The organism is Epibacterium sp. ABZ3_068 (assembly GCF_056159265.1).
In genome coordinates this window covers 3051426-3073170 of the sequence record NZ_JBSWUV010000001.1, presented here as the reverse complement: position 1 = coordinate 3073170, position 21745 = coordinate 3051426, and the positions used below count along the sequence as shown (strand labels likewise).

Annotated in this window: 20 protein-coding genes; 11 read left to right on the top strand and 9 right to left on the bottom strand. The window is 56.6% G+C overall.

Going from position 1 to position 21745, the window contains the following annotated elements; all coding sequences use genetic code 11:
- Nucleotides 1–2: 2 nt before the first annotated feature.
- Entirely contained in the window at nt 3–1535 is a 1533-nt protein-coding gene (locus ACXAEW_RS14725; RefSeq protein ID WP_474943043.1) for a TrkH family potassium uptake protein, read from the bottom strand.
- Nucleotide 1536: 1 nt separating this feature from the next.
- The gene (gene trkA / locus ACXAEW_RS14720; protein ID WP_474942035.1) at nt 1537–2913 is read right to left on the bottom strand and encodes a Trk system potassium transporter TrkA; all 1377 of its coding nucleotides are present in this window, start codon (nt 2911–2913) and stop codon (nt 1537–1539) included.
- A gap of 102 nt (nt 2914–3015) precedes the next feature.
- Between trkA and ACXAEW_RS14715 the strand changes: the two genes are divergently transcribed.
- From ACXAEW_RS14715 to ACXAEW_RS14705, 3 genes are all read left to right on the top strand, one after another.
- The gene (locus ACXAEW_RS14715) at nt 3016–3489 is read left to right on the top strand and encodes a hypothetical protein (protein WP_474942034.1); all 474 of its coding nucleotides are present in this window, start codon (nt 3016–3018) and stop codon (nt 3487–3489) included.
- A gap of 99 nt (nt 3490–3588) precedes the next feature.
- Complete coding sequence (locus ACXAEW_RS14710; protein ID WP_474942033.1) at nt 3589–3870, top strand: hypothetical protein; 282 nt, start codon at nt 3589–3591, stop codon at nt 3868–3870.
- A 17-nt stretch (nt 3871–3887) separates the two neighbouring features.
- Complete coding sequence (locus ACXAEW_RS14705; RefSeq protein WP_474942032.1) at nt 3888–6200, top strand: caspase family protein; 2313 nt, start codon at nt 3888–3890, stop codon at nt 6198–6200.
- 18 nt (nt 6201–6218) lie between these two features.
- Here the strand turns inward: ACXAEW_RS14705 and ntrX are convergent, their stop codons facing one another.
- The 5 genes from ntrX to dusB form a co-directional block, all read right to left on the bottom strand.
- Nucleotides 6219–7631 (bottom strand): nitrogen assimilation response regulator NtrX, encoded by a 1413-nt coding sequence (gene ntrX, locus ACXAEW_RS14700; protein ID WP_474942031.1) that lies wholly within the window; start codon nt 7629–7631, stop codon nt 6219–6221.
- Entirely contained in the window at nt 7628–9907 is a 2280-nt protein-coding gene (locus ACXAEW_RS14695; protein WP_474942030.1) for a sensor histidine kinase NtrY-like, read from the bottom strand. Before ACXAEW_RS14695 ends, ntrX begins: the two co-directional genes overlap by 4 nt.
- A 100-nt stretch (nt 9908–10007) precedes the next feature.
- Complete coding sequence (locus tag ACXAEW_RS14690; protein WP_474942029.1) at nt 10008–11381, bottom strand: response regulator; 1374 nt, start codon at nt 11379–11381, stop codon at nt 10008–10010.
- Nucleotides 11382–11385: 4 nt separating this feature from the next.
- Nucleotides 11386–12465 (bottom strand): two-component system sensor histidine kinase NtrB, encoded by a 1080-nt coding sequence (locus ACXAEW_RS14685; RefSeq protein WP_474942028.1) that lies wholly within the window; start codon nt 12463–12465, stop codon nt 11386–11388.
- Nucleotides 12462–13448, bottom strand: coding sequence for a tRNA dihydrouridine synthase DusB (gene dusB, locus ACXAEW_RS14680; RefSeq protein WP_474942027.1), 987 nt, complete (start codon nt 13446–13448; stop codon nt 12462–12464). Before dusB ends, ACXAEW_RS14685 begins: the two co-directional genes overlap by 4 nt.
- Nucleotides 13449–13628: 180 nt before the next feature.
- Between dusB and ACXAEW_RS14675 the strand changes: the two genes are divergently transcribed.
- The 4 genes from ACXAEW_RS14675 to ACXAEW_RS14660 all read left to right on the top strand — a co-directional run bounded on the left by ACXAEW_RS14675 (nt 13629) and on the right by ACXAEW_RS14660 (nt 17131).
- Nucleotides 13629–14798 carry a bifunctional 2-C-methyl-D-erythritol 4-phosphate cytidylyltransferase/2-C-methyl-D-erythritol 2,4-cyclodiphosphate synthase gene (locus ACXAEW_RS14675; protein ID WP_474942026.1) on the top strand — a complete coding sequence of 390 codons (1170 nt, stop codon included), beginning with the start codon at nt 13629–13631 and terminating at the stop codon, nt 14796–14798.
- A gap of 17 nt (nt 14799–14815) precedes the next feature.
- Nucleotides 14816–15316 (top strand): phosphatidylglycerophosphatase A family protein, encoded by a 501-nt coding sequence (locus ACXAEW_RS14670; protein WP_474942025.1) that lies wholly within the window; start codon nt 14816–14818, stop codon nt 15314–15316.
- Nucleotides 15313–15792 carry a CinA family protein gene (locus tag ACXAEW_RS14665; RefSeq protein ID WP_474942024.1) on the top strand — a complete coding sequence of 160 codons (480 nt, stop codon included), beginning with the start codon at nt 15313–15315 and terminating at the stop codon, nt 15790–15792. The genes ACXAEW_RS14670 and ACXAEW_RS14665 overlap by 4 nt, the downstream gene beginning before the upstream one ends.
- A gap of 157 nt (nt 15793–15949) precedes the next feature.
- A complete protein-coding gene (locus ACXAEW_RS14660) occupies nt 15950–17131 on the top strand; it encodes an ammonium transporter (RefSeq protein ID WP_474942023.1) in 1182 nt (393 codons plus the stop codon).
- Nucleotides 17132–17216: 85 nt separating this feature from the next.
- Here the strand turns inward: ACXAEW_RS14660 and ACXAEW_RS14655 are convergent, their stop codons facing one another.
- On the bottom strand, nt 17217–17663 hold the full coding sequence (locus tag ACXAEW_RS14655) for a type II toxin-antitoxin system RatA family toxin (RefSeq protein ID WP_474942022.1): 447 nt from the start codon (nt 17661–17663) through the stop codon (nt 17217–17219).
- 74 nt (nt 17664–17737) lie between these two features.
- Here ACXAEW_RS14655 and hpt point away from each other — a divergent pair, with 74 nt between their 5' ends.
- The 3 genes from hpt (at nt 17738) to ACXAEW_RS14640 (ending at nt 19798) form a co-directional block, all read left to right on the top strand.
- Complete coding sequence (gene hpt, locus ACXAEW_RS14650) at nt 17738–18280, top strand: hypoxanthine phosphoribosyltransferase (RefSeq protein ID WP_474942021.1); 543 nt, start codon at nt 17738–17740, stop codon at nt 18278–18280.
- Between the two features lie 126 nt (nt 18281–18406).
- Nucleotides 18407–18880, top strand: coding sequence for a c-type cytochrome (locus tag ACXAEW_RS14645; RefSeq protein ID WP_474942020.1), 474 nt, complete (start codon nt 18407–18409; stop codon nt 18878–18880).
- Nucleotides 18881–18910: 30 nt separating this feature from the next.
- The gene (locus ACXAEW_RS14640; protein WP_474943042.1) at nt 18911–19798 is read left to right on the top strand and encodes a c-type cytochrome; all 888 of its coding nucleotides are present in this window, start codon (nt 18911–18913) and stop codon (nt 19796–19798) included.
- A gap of 51 nt (nt 19799–19849) precedes the next feature.
- On the opposite strand, the gene lipA is transcribed toward ACXAEW_RS14640, so the two are convergent.
- Entirely contained in the window at nt 19850–20800 is a 951-nt protein-coding gene (gene lipA, locus ACXAEW_RS14635; protein ID WP_474942019.1) for a lipoyl synthase, read from the bottom strand.
- A gap of 364 nt (nt 20801–21164) precedes the next feature.
- Here lipA and ACXAEW_RS14630 point away from each other — a divergent pair, with 364 nt between their 5' ends.
- Nucleotides 21165–21710: a redoxin family protein gene (locus ACXAEW_RS14630; protein WP_474942018.1), complete on the top strand. Its 546-nt coding sequence runs from the start codon at nt 21165–21167 to the stop codon at nt 21708–21710.
- The last annotated feature ends 35 nt before the right edge of the window (nt 21711–21745 follow it).

Here is a 21745-nt window from a genome sequence, read left to right as displayed (position 1 = left end):
GATCAGCTGCGCCAGAGGTTAGGCGAAAGAAGCGCAATGAAAGCTAAAGTTTCCAATCGCCCCAGAATCATCGCTACACAAAGGATCAATTTCGCCGGGGCCGACAACAGTTCGAGCGCAATCGGCGCGGTTCCGGCAATCTCGGTCAACGGGCCAGTGGTCGACAGCATTGCAACCGACAGAATCAAAGCCTCCTCAAAACTCGCCCCGACCGCAGAGAGCGCAGTACTGACCACCGCCAGCGACAGGGCAAAGAGCATAAAGAAGACCCAAGCCACATAGGCACCGTTGCGTTGAAGGCGCTTTGTGTTTCGCCTGGCTCCTGAAACAGAGGAAGGATGCACCAAACGCTCCAGTTCGCGCACCCCATTGAGGTAAAGGGCGAACACCCGCAACAACTTGACCCCACCCGCAGTGGTCGCGACGCCGCCGCCGATCATTGCCATTCCCATCAATATCATACCTGGCGTGGCGAGACCGGACCAATCCTGCGCGGATTGCCATTGGGCGCTTTCAAACCCCGTGGTGCTCAGGAAGGAAAGAACCGTAAAGATCGCGCCCCAAAACGCGTTGAGCGCCACCACCAAACTGTCTCCGGCATTCACCTCAAGCGCAGCAACCCAATGGCGCAGGAACAGCATCAACGGCACCGAAAGAACCAAAAACACCCCAAGGCGGAATTCGGGGTCCTGATCCAATCGTCGGCTATCAGAGCTCAGCGTGTCCGAAGAGAACGTCAGTCGTGAAAGCGAAAAGAACATGAACAGGAACATGATCATTTCACCACCCAGCCCGCTCTGGGCGTTTTCAACCCCGCCGACAGCAGAGATACCGGATGTCGACATAACAGACATTGCATGGACCACGGACGGCGTCGGACGTCCGCCTGTGATCATCAGAAGCAGCCACAAGGCCAAGGTCAGACTACAGTAAATCGGTGCAAGCGTCCGAAAGACGAGAACCAAATGCCGCCGCGCCTCTCCTTTTTCCATGTGAGATGCTGTGACAATACCTCCGGGTTCTCCGCGGGCCGTGACCTCAAACCCACCCAGGGACAAAGGGGCCAGCACTGCGGACGCCGCCACCAGCATCAACAAGCCCCCCAGCCAGGCAACCAACCCACGCCAAAGATGAACGCTCATGGGCAGACGATCGCCGTCTCCGAATATCGCAGCACCGGTGGTGGTGATAGAACTCACCATATCAAAATATGCGTTCAAAAACCGCGTATTGCCAAGCGCATCGACAACCGGCATGGCCAGAAACAACGGCAGGATCACAAATGTCGCAAGCAGTGACAGCAGCTGTCCCGGCATCCCATATTGCGGAACCTTATTACCCATCGACAGACCGATCAGGGTGACCAGCATCAGGCCAACAATACCTGAAAAAAAGAAACTCTGCGATGTGGGGTGATCGTCCAGGATCAAGGCGTGGATCGCAGGGATCCACATCGCCAGCGACGCCACACCCCAGATCAACAAAAACAGGGGCAAGCGCAAAATGCCGCGCGTTCTCTGACCCTTGCTGCGCATTCTAAAAGTAGTCAATGGAGACCTGCAACAGCCGCTCCACCTCGGGCACATCGCTGGACACAGCAAAGATTGCGATCACATCCCCTTCCTCGATACGCATATCACCGGCAGGGCGCTTCATCTCTCCACCTTTGAGGATCCCGCCGACCAGTGCCCCTTCCGGGAAATCAATCTCTTTTAGGGTTTTCCCGGCAATCGGAGAGGTCGACAACACCTGCGCCTCAATCACTTCGGCTTCGGCATCACCCAGCGAATACACCTGCCGCACCCGACCATAGCGGATGTGCCGCAGGATAGAGCTCACAGTTGTGGCGCGCGGGTTAATATATGCATCGATGCCCAAATGCGTAGCAAGCGGCACCAATGTGGGGTCGTTGATCAACGCAATTACAAAGGCACAACCTTGCGATTTTGCCCGGACCGCAGCCAGCAGGTTGGTCTTGTCATCATCAGTCACAGCCAGCATCGCATCCGCGCGCTCGATCCCCGCCTCTGTCATCAGATTGCGATCCAGACCGTCTCCGTGCAAGACAATGGTCCGCTCCAGTGCCTCTGCGGCACGCTCAGCTGCCTTGCGGTTTTTCTCAATCACTTTTGCCCGGGTTCTGGATTGGCGGGTTTCCAAGGCTTTGGCAACTTCCAGGCCAACGTTACCACCACCGACAAGAACCACGCGATCCTGGCGTTTTTCTTTTTTACCAAATACTTCAATGGTTCTGTTCATGTCATCGGAATGACAAAAGACATAGCAGCTGTCGCCGACAAAAAGCTGATCACCCGGGTCCGGCGCCAAAAGCGTACCATCGCGGCGCACCCCCACCACAATCGCCCGCAAGGTCGAGAACAAATCGGTTAATTGGCGCAGGGGCGTGTTGATAATCGGACAGTCCTCATCGACCTGGATACCCAACAGCTGCGCCTTACCTTCCATAAAGGTTTCGATATCAAAAGCAGCCGGCGCCGAAAGGCGCTGCATCGCAGCAGCGGCCACCTCGCGTTCGGGGCTGATCACCACATCAATCGGCAGGTGATCCCGGCGGTAAAGGTCGGAATAGATCGCATGCAGATAGCTCTTGGCCCGCAGGCGTGCAATCTTGCGCTGAACGCCAAAGACCGAATGCGCAACCTGGCACACAACCATGTTAACCTCATCCGAATGGGTTGCGGCAATCACCATATCCGCATCCCTCGCCCCTGCCCGTTCCAGCACATCCGGATAGGAAGCAAAGCCCGCGATACCCTGCACATCCAGAGTATCAGTGGCCAGACGAACCAGCTCTGGGTTGCTGTCTACGACGGTCACATCATTGAATTCGCCGGACAAATGGCGCGCGATCTGCCAGCCCACCTGTCCCGCGCCGCAGATGATTACCTTCATGTTGTGTCCCCTCGGCGCATCATTGCCAAGACTGAATGACAGAAGGGGAAAGACCGGTCAATGCAATTGTAAATATTCTGAAATTCCGCCATTCTGACTCGCATGGCACATCAAAAAATAGCATCGAATTTATGCCTTTTGGGTCTTCTCCTGTCCGCCTGCGGGCCGGTTCCAGTCTATTACAAAGAACAGACAAGTTTTGCAGCCTTGGACCAGGATCTTTTGAGCTGCCAGGTCACGGCGCTGCGCGATGCGCCTGTGGCCAATGAAATCCGTCAGGATCCGCCGGTCTTTTACCCCGGTCACCGTGTATGCCGCGATGGCACTTGCTATCACACGGGCGGCTATTGGCGCGAAGGTCGGACTTACACCGTCGACATGAACGCGCCTTTGCGACAACGGCTGGAGCGCAGTTGCATGGTTGAGAAAAACTACCGCCTGATCGAAGCCCAACGCTGCCCGCCGGGCACGGTGCGCCCGCCCAAGGATGCCTTGCGAACACTTCTCCCCCCCTCGTCAGAGACCTGCGCAATCTCGGTAAAGGACGGCCCAATCGTCCTGCGACCTGCGCCGTGACCGGCCCTCAGACGCACTCAACCGTTGTCAGAACGTAAAAGGCAGCCTAGGCTTGGTTAACAACCTTGTTTTCGAGTCACCTGTTTCTGAGGTATTGCCATGCGTCTATTTGGCCGAGTGTTTGCGCCCATTTCTGCGATTTCCGTTGCAGCCATCAGCCTGAGCGGCTGCATCCCCATTATCGAAGAAGAGCCGGAAGCCGAGAGCCCTCCAGCGGAAAGCATTGCTCCGGCAACATCTTCTTCAGGCGGCACGTCGTACACAACAGGCGCAAGAAGTTATGACGACGATCGCGGCGACGGAGGTGGTGACAGCGGAGGTGGAGACAGCGGCGGCGGCGGCGGCGGCGGCGGCGGCGGCGGCGGCGGAAGCTGGGGTTGAGCCGCGGGAGGCGCAATATGCTTCTAAGGTCATTCATCCGAAAAACACCGGCAACGGCCCTCGGCTTTTGTTTGTTTGGGCTGCCCTCCCACGCGTTGACCCTGGTCGAGATCAAGGAAGAAACAGCGCCCCAGAACATTGCCGTGGTTATCGGCATTCAGTCCTATGACCATATCCAGGACTTGAACAATACCCGACACGACGCTGAGTCCGTTGCAAAAATGTTGCGTGAGTTCGGATATAGCGTCTTTGACGGATATGATCTCGACAAACGCGGGGTTGAGCAGCTGTTGCGTGCGGCCGCCCTTAATATCCGCTCACAGGACCAGTTGTTTTTCTACTATGCAGGCCATGGCGTTCAGCTTGGGCGGCGGAACTATCTGCTGACCCGCGATGCGGCCTTGCGCGATATTCACGACCTTCCGTTCCAATCCATCACGCTGGATCAGGTCTCTGCCATTTTGGGAGGCAAGGCTGCTCAGCAAATCCTGATGCTGGACAGCTGCCGCGAAAACCCAGTGCCGGATGCGAAGGTGACAGCGGAGCTTGGTGCTGAATTATACGAAGCCCGCCAGGGGTTTGACGTGTTCCGCCCGCCCCTGAATACCTTGGTCGCCTTCTCAACATCTCCCGGCGATACCGCATTGGATGGCGAGCCCGGCGAAAACAGCCCATATACGGCAGCGGTTCTGCGTCAGTTCCCGGATCGCACAGATGAAGACGCAATGTCCGTGCTTTCCCGCATCCGCCAAGATGTTCTGACCCAAACAGCCAACCGCCAATTACCTTGGGAAAGCTCAACCTTAACCAACAAAGCTTATGTTCGCCCTGTTGCATCAGTCGCGCCAGTCACCTTGCCCCAATCCGCACCCGAACCACAGCCGATGCCGGACAGATTGGCAATCAATGTCCCTTTGGGGCGGGCCTTGGAACTGGCTGGTGAACTCCGACCCTATCTATCCGGTGACATTGATGCGGCCTTGGTCAATGCGCCCCAAAATGGCCTTTCGACAATCGGATCGCAAAAAGATGGCGGCTTCAGCCTGATATACCGCCCTAATCTTCAGGATCGCCCTGCCTCGATGGGAGCGGACAAGATCACGGATCAGTTTACCATTCGCATCGCTCAGGCTGGCGGTCCGCAGAATCTGACGGTCGACCTGAACCTCGCGCCCTCCGAGTGCGACCTTCAAGCGGGAGATCTTCTCGACCTGCAGGGGGTTGGCTTCCATCGTTTTCCGAATGAGATTGACCTGCCAGCCGCAGAGGCAGCCTGCCGCGCCGCAATTGAAGAACAGCCTGAAATCGGCCGGTTTCATTACCAACTGGGCCGAGCTCTTCAGGGCCAAGGGCGGTTGTCAGACGCTTATGTCGCCTTTGACACCGCGCAGCGTCTAGGCCATATACGCGCCAACAACGCCTTGGCATATCTGCATATCACCCCCAATATTGACCGCACGGCGGTTGCGATAAAACTGGATAAAGATCGCGCCATATCCTATTGGGAAAAAGGCGCTTCCTCGGGCGACCCCTTTTCCATGCACGCGCTGGGTAAACGCCTGTTACGGGACGAGAACAACACAACGCGTCAAAGAGGATTTGACCTGCTGAGCCGCGCGCTGGAACTGGGCCACACCTATTCCATGAACGAACTGGGCGTTTATTACCTTTGGTCGAAAACGGATCCGCAGCCGGAACGCGGGCTGTCATACCTCAATGCTTCAGCTGAACGTGGCGACATTTTCGGGATCGCAAACCTTGCCTATGTGCATCGGGACGGGCTGGCAGGACTGAATGCGAGTCCGCAGAAAGCATTTGAACTCTTTGCACAGGCCTCTGATGGCGGTCATCCCTATGCACCCGCAGAGATTGGGCGGATGATCATGGCCGAAAACTTCCCCGGCAAAGGGCCTATTGATGCATTGAAATGGTACGATATTGGCCTGACACGTGGCGATGCCTGGAGCGGTGCAAATGGCGCCTGGATCGCGCTCAACCCGCTTTCGGACAGTATCCCGCGCCCCGAGGCGATTGCGCGCGCAGGAAAGGCCTTGGCACTGCCAAATAAGGAGGCGCGCACGTCAGCTCGGAAGCTGTTGTCCGGCCGAGGCTCCACTGAAATCAACGCAGGAACTCAGTTTATCCTCAAATCCTTAGGCGCAGATATTGAAGTGGACGGCCAGTTTGGGCCAGCCTCTCGCAGTGCTTTGAATGCCCTGGCCGTTCAAGCAAATATAGAGGGCACGGCACCTGGGGATCCCGTGAAGCGTCTTGCATTTGCCGCCCGCATTCACTTTGCACTCAATCCGGTGCGGCAGGACCTCTTTTAAGGACCTGCCGTTTCAGACTTAGGCCGGGTTTTCCTCGGCCTCTTCCACGTGAGCAATCCTTGCGCCAGACTTGTTGGAAGTCACCACGCCCAGGGATTTCAACTTCCTGTGCAGCGCCGAGCGCTCCATCCCCACAAAAGAGGCGGTCCGGCTAATATTGCCGCCAAAACGGTTGATCTGGGTCAGCAAATACTCCCGCTCAAACGCTTCCCGCGCTTCGCGCAGCGGCAGGGTTGCCAGCCCACCGGCCAGCATCACACGCCCGTCCTGGCCGCTTTTCTCCTCCTCGCGGGGCAGATCCTTGGCTTCTATCAAGCCTTGCCCATCCCCCAAAATCAGTACGCGCTCCATCATGTTCTTCAGCTGGCGCACGTTACCCGGCCAGATCATCGTCTGAAGCAACGCTTCTGCATCATCAGAAAGCTGTCGCAGAGGAAGTCCTTGTGTCTCATTGAAATACTTCAAGAAATACTCAGCAAGAACAGGAATGTCCTCCCGCCGGTCCGCCAAAGACGGCACGATAATCGGCACCACATTCAATCGATGGTAAAGCTCTTGCCGGAACCGTTCCGCCGCGATCTCCTCGTCCAGATCGCGGTTTGTCGAAGAGATCACCCGAAGATCAACCTCGACCAATTCTCTGCCCCCGACGCGCTGGAACTTCTGGTCGACCAAAACCCGCAGAATTTTCGATTGTGTCCCAAGCGGCATATCTGCCACCTCATCAAAGAACACCACACCGCCATTGGCCTGCTCCAGCAATCCTGGCTCAATCCCACGCTCGTGGCTCTCCTTTCCGAACAGCACTTCCTCCATCCGGTCGGCGTCGATATTGGCACAGTTCACGGTGACAAAAGGCGCCGACGCCCGGTTGGAATGGGTATGGATATACCGCGCGGCGATCTCCTTGCCACTGCCTGCGGGGCCGGACAGCATCACACGCCCATTGGATTTGGTCACCTTGTCCAACTGGCTGATCAACATGCGAAATGCCGATGAGTTTCCAATCATGTCAGACGCGCCGGTTTCACGACGTTTAAGCGTGGTATTTTCCCGCCGCAGTCGCGATGTTTCCATTGCGCGGCGAATAACAACCATTAACTGGTCGATATTAAAAGGTTTTTCGATGAAATCATAAGCGCCTTGCTTGATGGCCGCGACCGCGATCTCGACGTTTCCGTGGCCTGAAATAATCACCACCGGAACCTCGGGCGTATCACGTTTGACCGACTTCAATATGTCGATCCCATCCATATTGCTGTCCTTCAGCCAGATATCCAGGATCAGAAGCGACGGCAGCCCATCGGCCAATTGCGCCATGCACTCATCAGAGTTGCCCGCCTTTCGCGTCGTAAACCCTTCATCTTCAAGAATATCCGAGATCAGCTCGCGAATGTCGCGCTCATCATCAACGATCAGAATGTCACTCATGTCAGACCCGTCATTACTATATTTTTATGTTTATGTGTGGTGTTCATGGCAGCAGGCAGCCGGATCACGGCCATTGCGCCAAAATGTTCATGTCCCTCAAAGACCGGCGCATCCTCAAGAGTGAGCGTACCGCCATGTTCTTCGATAATTTTCTTCACGATCGGCAGGCCCAGCCCTGTTCCCGCATCCCGCGTGGTCACATAGGGCTCAAACAAGCGCGCTCGATCCTCGGGCAAACCAATTCCGTTGTCGGCGATCGTGATTTCCAATAGTTCACTCGCCCGACGCAAACCCACGCGAATTTCCGGTTTCATGGTTTTGCCCAGTTCGGTTTTCTGTGCTGTTTCAATAGCCTCTCCCGCGTTCTTTATCAAATTTGTCAAGGCTTGCCCAATCATGGTTGAATCCAAATCCGCCATGAACGTTTCGTTTGGAATATCAGATGAGATCCGCAGATCTGGCTGTCCGGACTGCTGCAGCAGGACCGCACTGCGCAAAAGATCCCCCAGATCTTCGGGCTGCCTTTTGGGTTCAGGCATGCGGGCGAACTTGGAAAACTCGTCAACAATGCGCCGCAAGTCATTGGTCTGGCGCACAATTACATCTGTCATACTTTGCAGGATATCGCTGTTCTCTTCCCCGAGTTTCGGCGCGAATTTGCGTTTGATCCGCTCCGCGCTCAGCTGGATTGGAGTAAGCGGGTTCTTGATCTCATGCGCAATCCGGCGTGCGACATCCCCCCAGGCGGCCATCCGTTGTGCACTCACCAGATCGGTCACATCGTCAAACGCAACAACATAGCCTTCCAGCTCTCCGTCTTCGGTTTTTCGCGGCGACATCCGCACCAGCAGGTTTTCCAATTGCCCCTGCCGGGAGACCTTGATCTCTTCCTGAATCGCGTCGGCTTTGCCGGTGACAAGTTCTTCAAACAAAGGGCCGAACTCCGGCACCGCTACGGCCAGCGCGACCGACTGCTGATTTTCTTGCCAGTCCAACAGGCGCTCTGCAGACCGGTTCACAAAGGCAATCCGCCCTTTGGAATCCAAGCCCACAACTCCTGATGTGACCGAGCTCAGCACAGAATCAAACAGGCGACGGCGTTTTTCGATTTGTCGGGTGTTGCCCAAAAGCTCTTCACGCTGCGCTTTAAGTTTCCCGGTCATCTGATTGAAATACTGTCCCAATTGGGCGATCTCATCACCGGTATCTTCAGCAAGAACCTTGGCATCCAAGTCACCGGACCCCACCCGTTGCGCGGCGACGGTCAAACGTCCGACAGGACGGGACAGACGTTCCGCAAACCACATGCCCAGCCACATGGCGGCCAACACCAGGATCAAAACGAACCCAAGATACAACAGACCAAATTCAAACAGGACACGGCCGCGATCATTTTCCAGCTGATGGTACAAATCCGCGGTTTTCTGTGTCTCGTCCAAAAGGTTCAGCAGATCCCCCTCGACCTCGCGGCTGATGTAGAGGAACCGGTCGACAAAATTGGAAAGCGGAACCAGAGCGCGTAATTCACTGTTGTCCCAGTCTTCGATAATCAACAGCCCTGCCCGCTCTGCCGCTGCGATCTGTTCCGCTGTAGGACGTTCAAAGTCAAACTCATAGGATCGGTCACCGCGAACACGGATCGCGCCGCTGCCGTCGATGACATAGGCCTCTCTCAGCCCGCGCTGAACCAATGATTGCCCCTGGCCCAGCACCTCTCGCAGCTCTGCATCACTGATAAAGAAACTGCGTTGGCGGCTGTTTTCAACAAACCGCGACAGCGCTACAGCATCGTCAGTCAGATCTGCCCGCTGCACATCGTGGTAGGCTTCGGCGGCAGACAGAGAGCTACCGACAGCATCCCGCACACGGTTGGAAAACCATCCCTCCATCCCCACGTTCACAGACAAAACCGCAAAGACCGCGACGATAACTGCCGGAACCAAGGCCAGGAACGCAAAGGTTCCCGTTAGCCGCAAGTGCAGTCGCGAACCGGCTGACTTGGACCGGCGTGCCGATCGCAGCCTCACAATCTGCGTCAACACCAGAACCGCAATGGTCAGGATATAAACTAGGTCCGCCAGCAGTACCAAGCGCAACGATGATGAAGCCGAGCCCATCCCCAGCGGACCGATAATAAGATAGGTCAAAACCGCAAGGACTGGTCCCAGCAGAACCAGCCCAAAGGTTGTTACATTCCGCGTACGGCGAGACTTGCGCCACCGGTCCAGTGTCACAAACGCTCCATACGCTGAACGAAGTTGTGACCGATACGCCACTGCTCGTCCTCATTCCAATGTGAGCCATTCAGGCTCAACCGCCATATTTTGTGGTCGCATCTACGGCTACGGCGCAGTGTGACCTTATCATGTGGCGATATTACATCAGTTTGCGGCGGCGTGTCACCTCAATATCGAGATCAGTGATTTTTTTACGAAGTGTATTTCGGTTGATTCCCAAAAGTTCCGCACATCGAGCCTGATTTCCGCCCGTTGCAGCAAGGGTTATCTCGATCATCGGGGTTTCCACTTCGCGCAGAATACGCCCATAAAGGCCAGGAGGTGGCAGCATGTCCCCATGCAGGTCGAAATATCGTTGCAAGTGACGCGCCACCGAATCTGCCAGTTTCTCATTTGGCACCGCCCCGCCACCGCTGACCGGCTCACTTGCAGTTTGCGGGCCAAGTGCATTGGCAACATCGGTCTTGGTTATCTCCTCTCCGCGGGCCGTCAGCGCCAGGGAGCGCACAACGTTTTCAAGCTGGCGCACATTGCCGGGCCAGGAGAAGTGACGCAGCAGCTCGCTTGCTTCCTCATCCAGGGTCCGGTGTGGAGCACCGTCTGCTTCGGCGCGCACCAAAAAGTGGTTGGCAAGCAGCACAATATCTTCCACACGCTCGCGCAAGGCAGGCACATGCAGCTCGGTTCCGTTGATCCGGTAATACAGATCCTGACGCAGTTTGCCGGCCTCAAGCGCTTCATTTAAGTTGCGCTGACAGGTGGCCATAAACCGCGGTGCGTGCTCCCCGGGATTATCGATCATACGCACCAAACGGGCCTGAACATCATCGGGCAGATCTGCAACCTCATCCACCAGTATGGTGCCCGCCTTGGCCTGTGACAACAGACGCGAAGGACCGTCGATGGCTGTCATCACGCTTGGACTTGCGGTGACAAACGGCAGGGTCCGGCGATCCGAAAAGTCATGAATGGCACGTGCAATCAGTGACTTACCAGTTCCACTTTCGCCAGTGACCAACAGCGGCATGTCCGAATTCATCACCCGCGCAATCAACCGGTAGAGCGCTTGCATCACCTCGGTGCGACCAACCAAGGGCAACTCTTCGGGCCGCTCGTCGCTTTCGACCTGAATAGAGGTCGCCACGCTGCGCTTTTCCGTCAGCGCCTTGGCGGTGCGCTTCATCAGTTCGGGCAGATCAAAAGGCTTGGGCAGATAATCATAGGCATCCGCTTCCGCCGCCTTGATCGCAGTCATAATGGTGTTCTGAGCCGAAATGACAATCACCGGCAGGCCCGGACGGTCTTCGGCAATTTTTGGCAACATTTCCAAACCATTGCCATCCGGCATCATCACGTCCGAGATCACAACATCCCCCTTGCCTTCACCAACCCAGCGCATCAGGGTGGTCAGGGACGAGGTGGCATGCACCTTACATCCAGCACGTGTCAATGCCTGGGTCAGAACCGTGCGAATCGTACGATCGTCATCAGCAACAAGTACAGTTCCATCCATTGGCTTACTCCTTGGTTTTGCGTCCACGCGGTACGCGCGGCAGCGATAGTCTGAATTTGGTTTCGCCCGGCTCAGAATGGACAGAGATCCAACCATTGTGATCGGCGATAATCTTGCTCACCAGCGCGAGGCCCAGACCGGTTCCGTTTTCCTTGCCCGACACAAATGGGTCAAAAATATCGTCTTTGATCGCCGCCGGCAGGCCGGGGCCGTCGTCGATGATCTCTATTTGCAAGGGCAACGCACCGCCCTGCCCGTCGCGGCGTCTGAGGTTGAAAGAATGCTCATAGAATGTGCGGATCCGGATTACACCGCCGTCTCGCCCGCAGGCCTCAGAGGCGTTTTTCAGAAGATTCAGCACCACCTGCAACAGCTGGTCCCCGTCCCCCCAAGCTGGCGGCAAAGAAGGGTCATACTCTTCTATGATTGTCATATGGGCGCCAAATCCCAAAATGGCAGAGCGCCGCGCCCGGTCCAGAATATCATGCAAATTCACAGGCTTGAAATCCGGCTCAGTCAGATTTCCAAACTGTTCCACCTGCTCCAGCAGCTTCACAATCCGGCGGCTTTCGCTCACGATCAGCTCAGTCAGCTCCAGATCCTCAGGGTTCAGGTTCATGCTCAGAAGCTGAGCCGCCCCCGTGATCCCGGCCAGCGGGTTCTTGATCTCATGCGCCAACATTTCGGCCATTCCGATTGCCGATTGCGCCGCGGATTTGGCCGATTGGTTGCGGGTCAGACGCCCGGCCAATTCACGCGGTGACAGCATCAACAGCATAATACCGTTGCCACCCTGAACAGGCGCCACCTGCACCCCGCACTGCAAAGGCGACCGGTTGCGGGTTCCCACATCCAAATCATTCACAAACAAGGTGGTATTGTTGGCGCGCGCCCGGTTGAACGCCTCTTCAATCGGTGCGTCCACAGCAAGGATCTGCCAGATCTTTTTCCCTTCCAGCACCTTCTGAGATGCGTTCATGAACCCCTCGGCGGCAGAGTTGACCTCAACCACGCGATTATCGGTGCCCACCAGAAAGCTCGGCACGGGAATGGAAGCCCAGATCGAAGAATCGCTATAGGTCATGCGGCCTGCTCCCTTGGATTGGACACCAGGGCATCCGGGAGCATCTGCAAAACTTCATGCGGATCACGTGCCGTAAGCACGCGTTTTCGCAAAGCGGCCTCGGTACCGACCTCGTCCATATACCACCCAAGATGCTTGCGCGCGACGCGCACACCCAGGTCAGTTCCATAAAATGCCAGCATCGCCTCGTAATGGCGGCTCACCAGATCCACCAAAGCAACCCCGGTTGGAACCTCTGGTGCGTCAGTCCCCCACAGCGCATGGGCCACCTCTGCCAGAACCCAGGGACGCCCCTGGCTGCCACGTCCGATCATGACGCCATCGGCTCCGGATTGCTCCAAGGCCTGCCTCGCCGTCATATCATCGACGATGTCGCCATTGGCCACCACCGGAATGCTCACGGCCTCTTTGATGGTTCGGATTGCAGCCCAATCTGCCGAGCCTTTGTAGAACTGACAGCGTGTGCGACCGTGAATGGTCACCATCTGGATGCCCGCCGCCTCTGCCCGGCGCGCCACATCCGCTGCATTCAAGCTGTTGTCATCCCAGCCCAGTCGGGTTTTCAGGGTGACCGGCACCGGTGAAGCCTCAACCACCGCTTCAATCAGGCGCAACGCATGGTCGGGCGTCTTCAACAAGGCCGATCCGGAATAGCCGTTGGTGACCTTTTTGGCCGGGCATCCCATATTGATGTCGATCAGACGTGCGCCGCTGTCGGCCACGCGCCGGGTGGCCTCTGCCATCCAATAGGCGTCACGGCCTGCAATCTGCACGCTGGTATTCTCCACATCCGCGCTCAGCTCGGCGCGCTCACGCACGCCGGGTTTGGCCTGGACCATTTCCTGGCTTGCAACCATCTCGCTTACCATAAGGCCAACACCGAAGGAGCGGACCAGATCGCGAAACGGGCGATCTGTGATTCCGGCCATCGGCGCGAGCGCTATCGGCGGGGTCATGGATGTGGTTCCGATGTCAAAAGACAACTGCGTAATCCTTGTGCAATTGGGGTTAAATTAACCGAAGCGCGGGCTATGCCACAATGAAAGGCAGTTTAAAAACGCTTAGCAAATCGGCTGATGCTTATTTTTTGGGCACATTGACCCCGGTCATTGCCTCCCCTCGCATCACCCCATAAACAACAGCCACCTCTGACGGAGTAAAAAATGACCATAGCTGCACTTATTGTTGCCGCCGGACAGGGCACCCGCGCAGGAGGTGGTCTGGCAAAACAATGGCGCCCCCTTCAGGACCGCCTCGTAATTGACTGGTCTATCAAGGCCTTCCGCGATTTCGGCCTGCATCAGATCTGTGTGGTTTTGAACCCCGAAGACCCGACCGGCTGGGACCACTTTACCGGTGCTGAGGATATTTTGCTTGTCAAAGGTGCATCAGAACGGTCCGGATCGGTAAAAAACGGCCTCATGGCGCTCAGAAACCGAAATATAAACAAAGTTTTAATCCATGACGGCGCCCGCCCCTGCCTGTCGCAGCGTCTGATCTCAGATATCTGTGACGCATTGGATCACAACCGGGCGGCAGCCCCCGCAACCGAGGTCACCGATGCCTTGTGGCGCGGCACCTCGGGCCAGGTCAGCGGCACCCAAGATCGCCGCGGCCTTTATGCAGCGCAAACCCCGCAAGGGTTTGACTTTGAAACCATTCTTGCGGCTCATGCAGCCTTTCCCGGCCTCGCCGCCGATGATGTAGAGGTCGCCCGCGCTGCAGGTCACCCAGTGCACATTGTGCCCGGCGACATCGACAATATAAAGATCACCCGACCCGAGGATTTTACCCGGGCCGAACGGATCCTGACACAGACAACAGTGATACATCAGACGGAGAAGACCCCCTTGGATATCAGACTGGGCAATGGCTATGACGTGCACCGATTTGGCGACGGCGATCATGTGATCCTCTGCGGCGTCAAAATTCCCCATGAACGGGGGCTTCAGGGCCATTCTGACGCAGATGTGGGCATGCACGCGGTAACAGATGCAATCTATGGCGCATTGTCCCAAGGCGATATCGGCCAGCATTTCCCCCCCTCAGATCCCCAGTGGAAAGGGGCCGCGTCCGACATATTCCTACGCCACGCCGCAGACCTGGCACGCGGAATGGGGTTCCAGATCAGCAATGTGGATTGCACTCTTGTCTGTGAATACCCCAAAGTCGGCCCGCATGCTTTGCAAATGCGCCAAGTGATGGCTGAAATTCTCGGGATGGATGTCGATCGCGTCTCGGTCAAAGCAACCACCTCTGAACGTCTGGGCTTCACCGGGCGCAAAGAAGGCATTGCCGCGCTTGCCACGGCCAGCCTGATCAAAAACACCTGAACCAAAAGGACACGCCCATGCGCCGCGCCGCCACGATTATCGCCACTGTTGGAGGCGCGGGCTATCTGCGCCCGGCCCCCGGAACCTGGGGCTCTGCCGTCTCACTGCCGCTGGCCTATGGGCTGTTTCAAATCGGAGGGTTCCCTTTGGTAGCGGCTGGTACATTTGTAGCCTGCGCCATTGGCTGGTGGGCCACGGCCAAAGTGACCCATGGCGCAACCGATCATGACCCGTCTGAGATTGTGATTGATGAGCTGGCAGGCCAGTGGATTGCGCTATTGCCGCTTCTTTATGCGGCGTGGTCCCACGATATCCCCGCTTTGGCGCTTTATCCCGGTTGGATCAGCGCCTTTTTGCTGTTCCGGCTGTTTGACATCATCAAACCCGGTCCCGTCGGCTGGGCGGACCGGCGTGGCGATGCGCTCGGCGTCATGCTCGATGATGTCATCGCTGGCATTTTTGCCGGCATTGGCACTATGATCCTGGCAGGGATCGCACATGGAGTTCTGGGACTATGACCAAAGACCTTACCGCGCTGATCGCTACCGCGCGCGACAAGGGTGTGATGATCACCACCGCCGAAAGCTGCACCGCTGGCATGATCGCCGCCGCCCTGACCGATATCCCGGGAAGCTCAGCCGTTTTTGAACGCGGCTTTGTCACCTACTCCAATGCCGCCAAGATTGAGATGCTGGGCGTCCAGAACTCCACGCTCGATCAGTTTGGGGCCGTCAGCGAAGAAGTCGCCCGGGAAATGGCCGAAGGCGCACTTTTGCATTCGCAGGCGCAGGTGGCAGTCGCAGTTACGGGAATCGCAGGCCCAGGTGGATCCGACTTCAAACCCGAAGGCCGCGTTTGCTTTGGCCTTGCGCGGAACGGTGAAAAAACAGTCACAAAAACAGTGGAATACGGTGCAATTGGTCGCAAAAACGTGCGCGAGGCGACGAAAAATGAAGCAATCCTGCTTCTACAAGGCGCAATTTTCAGCGGTTGATTATTTTTTAGACAAACAGGGGGATTTTGCGCGTTCTTTTTATGCGATTTGCAATTTGCCCTAATTTCAACCTCGTTAATCCACCTCGCTTCTTTTTTAATCTGCAAATACCCGCTTTTTCGACCTTCAAACAAAAACACCTTGGAGGAAGAACCCGATGAATGGAGCGGACACCGCCTGGATCATCACCGCCACCGCGCTGGTCCTGTTGATGACCCTGCCCGGCCTCGCGCTGTTTTATGGCGGCCTGGTACGTGCGCGCAACGTGCTCAGCGTCTTTATGCATTGCTACGCCATTGCCTGCCTGATGAGCATCCTCTGGCTGGCTTTTGGCTATTCCATCGCCTTTGGCAGCGGCACCAGCGGCTATTGGGGCGGAATGGACAAGGTTATGCTGAATGGGGTTACCGCTGACAGCCTGTCTGGCACCCTGCCGGAAATCCTGTTCTTTGCCTTCCAGATGACATTTGCAATCATCACCCCCGCGCTGATTGTTGGCGCCTATGTGGAACGTGTGGGTTTTGGATTTGTCATGGTATTTTCCGGCCTCTGGATGCTGTTGTGCTATGCGCCGGTAGTCCACTGGATCTGGGGCGGCGGCATGCTGGCCGATGGCGGCATCTTTGGCGAAACCGGCGTGCGCGATTTTGCGGGCGGCATTGTGGTGCATGAAACAGCAGGTCTGGCCGCGCTGATCATTGCCGTGGTTCTGGGCCCACGCAAGGTGCAGAACAAACCACCCCATAACCCCGGCTATGTGGTGATCGGCGCATCGCTTTTGTGGGTTGGCTGGTTTGGCTTCAACGGCGGCTCGCAGCTGGCTGCGGATGGTGGGGCCGCTATGGCGATCACGGTCACCCATATCTCTGCCGCAACCGCATCACTGACCTGGGTTATCTGGGAACGGATCAAATACGGCAAGGCATCTGTGGTCGGCCTGGTCACCGGCACAATCGCAGGGCTTGCGTCAATCACCCCCGCGTCCGGCTTTGTAGGTCCGATGGAAGCACTGATCATTGGCGCAATCGCAGGCATCCTTTGCCAGGAAGCCGTGAACGTGGTGCGCAACCTGCTCAAGATCGACGACACGCTGGATGTCTTTGCGGTCCATGGAGTCGGCGGCATTTTTGGCACCATCATGATTGCGGCGTTTGGCCAGGGCACTTGGGCTGCGCAACTGGGCGGGCTGGCCGTGGTGGGCGTCTTTACCTTTGTGGTCACGCTGGTCCTGGTGAAACTGGTCGCCGCCGTCACCCCCATCCGCGTGGATGACGAAGCCGAGACCAACGGGCTTGACCTCTCAGCCCATGGCGAACGCGCCTATGAGCTGACGTCCTGACTGTTAAGCAATCACAAAACAACGAAACGGGCCGCTGCGGCCCGTTTTCCATATGTGGCTCTAATGTGCGGTTTAGAGACTGTTTTCAGCCATAAAGCTCGGCAGCACGCCGTTCAAACGCACGCACGATCCTCTGCATCGCCTCGTTGAAGACAACACCGATAATTCCCTGCAGAACTGCGTTCTTGAATTCAAAATCAACAAAGAACGACACATCGCAACCGCCGTCTTCGCGATCCTTGAAGGCCCAGTTTGACTTCATATGCCGAAACGGCCCGTCAAGATACTCGGTGTCGATCTCATGCACCTTGGGCCGCAGCACAACGCGACTGCCAAACCGTTCGCGAAACACTTTGAAAGAGATCACCAGATCCGCTTCCATCACCACGGCATCTCCGTTGGGCACGGTGCTGCGAATGCGCGCCGCCGCACACCAGGGCAGAAACTTGGGATATTGCGCCACATCCGCCACCAGATCATACATCTGCTGGGCGCTATAGGGCAGCGGCCGGGTTTCAGCATGGGTTGGCATGGCGGATCGCGTTTCCTTCTGTCGTTTTGCAGGCTGATGTCTTAGAAACAGAAGCAAATTTCAAGGGGGCAATCATGGAACAGCGTCCATATGTCATTGACGTGATGATCTCGGCCAAGGCAATCGCCGCTCGGATCGAGGAATTGAGCCGCGAAATCACGCAGGAATTCGCCGACACTGACAAGCTGGTTGTCGTGGGCCTCCTGCGCGGCAGCTTTGTCTTTATTGCCGATCTGGTGAGAGAACTGGACCTGCCGATCGAGGTCGATTTCCTCGAGGCGTCCTCATACGGGAATGCCATGGAAAGCAGTCGGGAAGTTCGCATTCTCAAAGACTTGCGCGGCGCAATTGAAGGTCGTGACGTGCTTGTGGTTGAAGATATCGTCGACACCGGGCACACGCTGGACCACGTGACGAAACTCTTGCGCAGCCGAAATCCCGCCCGCCTGAAAACCATTGCATTGCTGGACAAACCCTCCCGGCGCGAGGCGGATTTCAGTGCAGATTGGATCGGATTTGAGATCCCCGACGAATTTGTAGTTGGCTATGGCATTGATTTCGCACAACGAAACCGAAACCTGCCCTTTATTGGCAAGGTGCGTTTCACTGACAGCTAGAAACCTGCGCCAAATCATGTTTCAAATACTCACACATTCGTGATCCCAGCACGGCCGGATGTCGGCGTATCCTGCGCCTTGAAAAATGCATTTTACGATTTCAGCCAGCTATAAACAGGGGCCAGCATGACCATTTCCTCCAAATTGACCGCGCTTGCAGTATCCGCAATCTTTCTGAGCGCGCCCGCCTTTGCACAGGACGCCAAAGCCATCGAAGCCGCCGTAAAAGCGCGCCAGGCCCAGATGACGCTTTATGCGTTCAACCTTGGCCTTTTGGGAGGCATGGCCAAAGGGAAAATCGACTATGACGCCGAAAAAGCGCAAGCCGCAGCCTCGGGCATCGCGGCGCTGGCAAGTTTAGATGCGTCGCGTATGTGGTTGCCAGGTACGGATAATTCAGCAATTGAAAACACCCGCGCCCTACCCGCGATCTGGGCAGAGGGTTCAGACATTGGTGTCAAATCCCAAGAGTTCGGCGCCGCAGTCGCCGCAATGAACGCCGCCGCAGGCCAAGGTCTGGACGCGCTGCAAGGAGCCATGGGAGATCTGGGCGGAGCCTGTGGCAGCTGCCACAAAGCCTACCGCGCGCCCAAAAATTAAGACCACGACAGGAGCTCCAGAATGGGCAAGCTGACGCGCAGTCTTCTGGGGCTGGTTCTGATAGGCAGTGCCGGGGCGTGGTGGATCACCGCCCCGCGCCCCGTAGATCCCCAGCGTTTCGCCGAATTGGAAGGCGATACGGCCCGCGGAGAGCTGGTGTTCTGGACCGGCGGCTGTGCCTCCTGCCACGCGGCGCCCAAATCGGAAGGGGATGCGCTGCGCGTGCTGAGCGGTGGCAAATCCTTTGAAACGGATTTTGGCACTTTCTACGCGCCCAATATCTCACCCGATCCTGAACATGGGATCGGCGACTGGAGCGCTCTGGATCTGGCCAATGCAATGATGGCGGGTGTTTCACCAGACAAACGCCATTATTACCCCGCCTTTCCATACACTTCCTACGCGCGATTAAAGCCGCAGGATGTGGTGGACCTATGGGCATTTCTGCAGACACTGCCAGCCAGTTCCGTGGACAATACTCCGCATGATGTGGGCTTTCCCTTTTCGGTCCGGCGAGGCCTTGGCCTGTGGAAAACGCTCTTTGCGCATCCTGACCCAGTGATCAGCGCTAGCATGTCTGCCGAGGAACAACGCGGGCAATATCTGGTCGAAGGAGCCGCCCATTGCGGCGAATGCCACTCTCCGCGCAATGTTTTTGGCGGGATCGACTATGGTCGCTGGTTGGGCGGCGCACCGAACCCGTCGGGACAGGGAAAGATCCCCAATATAACTCCGGCAGCGCTGGATTGGTCCAAAGAGGACATTGTTGAATATCTGACCAGCGGCTTTACACCGGACTATGACAGTGCTGGCGGAGAGATGGCCGAGGTCATCGAAAACACCGCACGCATCCCGGACGAGGACCGCGCAGCAATTGCCGCATATCTGAAATCCGTCCCCACCGTCGCAAATGAATAACGCCGTCCTTCGGATAAAGAACGGCGCTTAACAGATTGATCTTACGCAAGATCAGGCCTGACCAAGTTTCGCATTTCGCGCATCTCGCAAGCGGGCAAAGTCATCACCCGCGTGGTAAGAGGAGCGCGTCAACGGGGTCGCGGACACCATCAGGAACCCTTTGCCAAAGGCTGCCTTTTCATAGGTCTCAAACTCTTCCGGCGTTACAAAACGATCCACCGCGTGGTGTTTTGGAGTCGGCTGCAGGTACTGGCCGATGGTCAGAAAGTCGATGTCCGCAGCACGCATGTCGTCCATCACTTGCTTTACCTCGCGGGCCTGCTCACCCAAACCAACCATGATCCCGGATTTGGTAAAGATCGAAGGGTCCAGCTCCTTCACCCGCTGCAACAAACGCAAAGAGTGGAAGTACCGCGCGCCCGGACGTACCTCGGCATAGAGACCCGGCACTGTTTCCAGGTTGTGATTGAACACATCGGGCTTGGCTTCAACAACGGTTTCAAGCACTTCTGGCGCACACTTCAAGAAGTCCGGAGTCAGGATCTCGATTGTGGTTTTAGGGGAGCGATGCCGCACGGCCCGAATGGTCTGGGCAAAGTGGTCCGCACCGCCATCCGCCAGATCGTCCCGGTCAACCGAGGTGATGACCACATGGTTCAGTCCCAGTTTTTCAACCGCATGGGCCACACGGCCAGGTTCAAACACGTCCAGCGCATCCGGACGGCCCGTTGCAATATTGCAGAACGTACATCCACGGGTACAGATCTCGCCCATGATCATCATGGTGGCGTGGCCCTGGCTCCAGCATTCGCCAACATTCGGACAACCCGCTTCTTCGCAGACCGTAACCAGATTGTTTTCCCGCATAATCTTGTGGGTATCGGCATACCCCTTGCCACCGGGGGCTTTGACGCGGATCCAGCTTGGCTTTTTCGGCTGGGCATTGTCAGGGCGATGCGCCTTTTCCGGGTGGCGCTGCTCAGGGATCTTGAGGTCTCTCACGCGTGTACTCTTTCGCTTGGGCCCGGACACCATGCTCCGGGCCGGTTTCGCCCATCAATTTAACATGGTTTCCAGGGAATGACACCCACCCATTCCGCAACTGTCTCATGGCTGTCTCAACCGGACATGCGGGGGCGCGCAAATCTATCAAAAACCAGTGTATTCCAAGTGCGCGGCAATGCAGCGCCACTGCGAAAAATGACTGAAATTTTGGCAACAAGCCGCTAAAATGTTGGTTAATTCCACCTCGCCGCATCGCAGCACTCACAAGATTGAATGTTCACAAAAACATCCGTTGCGATCACTTTAGAAACATTATAAATCCCTCTCCGAAGCTGTTTCGAAGTATGGATTGGAGACAATTATGAAAGCTGGCGTAACCCTCCCCGACGTGACCTTTCACACCCGCGTACGTGACGAGTCGATTGAAGGCCCGAACCCGTTCCGCTGGGAAGACAAAACCACCGCAGATTACTTTGCGGGCAAGCGCGTAATCCTGTTCTCGCTGCCGGGTGCCTTCACCCCGACATGTTCCACCTATCAGCTGCCGGGCTTTGAAAAAGGCTTTGGCGACTTCAAAGCGGAAGGCATCGACGCAATCTACTGCATGTCCGTAAACGACAGCTTTGTCATGAACAAATGGGCAGAATCCCAGAACCTGGAAAACGTCGACGTGATCCCTGACGGCTCCGGTGAATTCACCCGCAAAATGGGCATGCTGGTCGACAAAGCAAACCTGGGCTTTGGCGCGCGCTCCTGGCGGTATGCGGCCATCGTTAACAATGGTGTTGTAGAAGCATGGTTCGAAGAGCCTGGTCTGTCCGACAACCACCCGGAAGATCCCTATGGTGTCTCTTCCCCTGAAAACCTGATGAAGCACCTGAAAGAGACCGCGTCTGAAGCTGTCTAACCCCAGAGTGTCGTATCCAAAGGGCGTGCTGGTGC

Coding starts and splice junctions, on each gene's coding strand:
- ACXAEW_RS14710 (WP_474942033.1), top strand. CDS start 3,589: ATGCGTCTATTTGGCCGAGTGTTTGCGCCCATTTCTGCGATTTCCGTT.
- ACXAEW_RS14690 (WP_474942029.1), bottom strand. CDS start 11,381: ATGGATGGAACTGTACTTGTTGCTGATGACGATCGTACGATTCGCACG.
- trkA (WP_474942035.1), bottom strand. CDS start 2,913: ATGAAGGTAATCATCTGCGGCGCGGGACAGGTGGGCTGGCAGATCGCG.
- ACXAEW_RS14665 (WP_474942024.1), top strand. CDS start 15,313: ATGACCAAAGACCTTACCGCGCTGATCGCTACCGCGCGCGACAAGGGT.
- ACXAEW_RS14705 (WP_474942032.1), top strand. CDS start 3,888: ATGCTTCTAAGGTCATTCATCCGAAAAACACCGGCAACGGCCCTCGGC.
- hpt (WP_474942021.1), top strand. CDS start 17,738: ATGGAACAGCGTCCATATGTCATTGACGTGATGATCTCGGCCAAGGCA.
- ACXAEW_RS14715 (WP_474942034.1), top strand. CDS start 3,016: ATGGCACATCAAAAAATAGCATCGAATTTATGCCTTTTGGGTCTTCTC.
- ACXAEW_RS14645 (WP_474942020.1), top strand. CDS start 18,407: ATGACCATTTCCTCCAAATTGACCGCGCTTGCAGTATCCGCAATCTTT.
- ACXAEW_RS14630 (WP_474942018.1), top strand. CDS start 21,165: ATGAAAGCTGGCGTAACCCTCCCCGACGTGACCTTTCACACCCGCGTA.
- ACXAEW_RS14655 (WP_474942022.1), bottom strand. CDS start 17,663: ATGCCAACCCATGCTGAAACCCGGCCGCTGCCCTATAGCGCCCAGCAG.
- ACXAEW_RS14725 (WP_474943043.1), bottom strand. CDS start 1,535: ATGCGCAGCAAGGGTCAGAGAACGCGCGGCATTTTGCGCTTGCCCCTG.
- ACXAEW_RS14660 (WP_474942023.1), top strand. CDS start 15,950: ATGAATGGAGCGGACACCGCCTGGATCATCACCGCCACCGCGCTGGTC.
- ACXAEW_RS14670 (WP_474942025.1), top strand. CDS start 14,816: ATGCGCCGCGCCGCCACGATTATCGCCACTGTTGGAGGCGCGGGCTAT.
- ntrX (WP_474942031.1), bottom strand. CDS start 7,631: ATGAGTGACATTCTGATCGTTGATGATGAGCGCGACATTCGCGAGCTG.
- ACXAEW_RS14685 (WP_474942028.1), bottom strand. CDS start 12,465: ATGACCTATAGCGATTCTTCGATCTGGGCTTCCATTCCCGTGCCGAGC.
- ACXAEW_RS14675 (WP_474942026.1), top strand. CDS start 13,629: ATGACCATAGCTGCACTTATTGTTGCCGCCGGACAGGGCACCCGCGCA.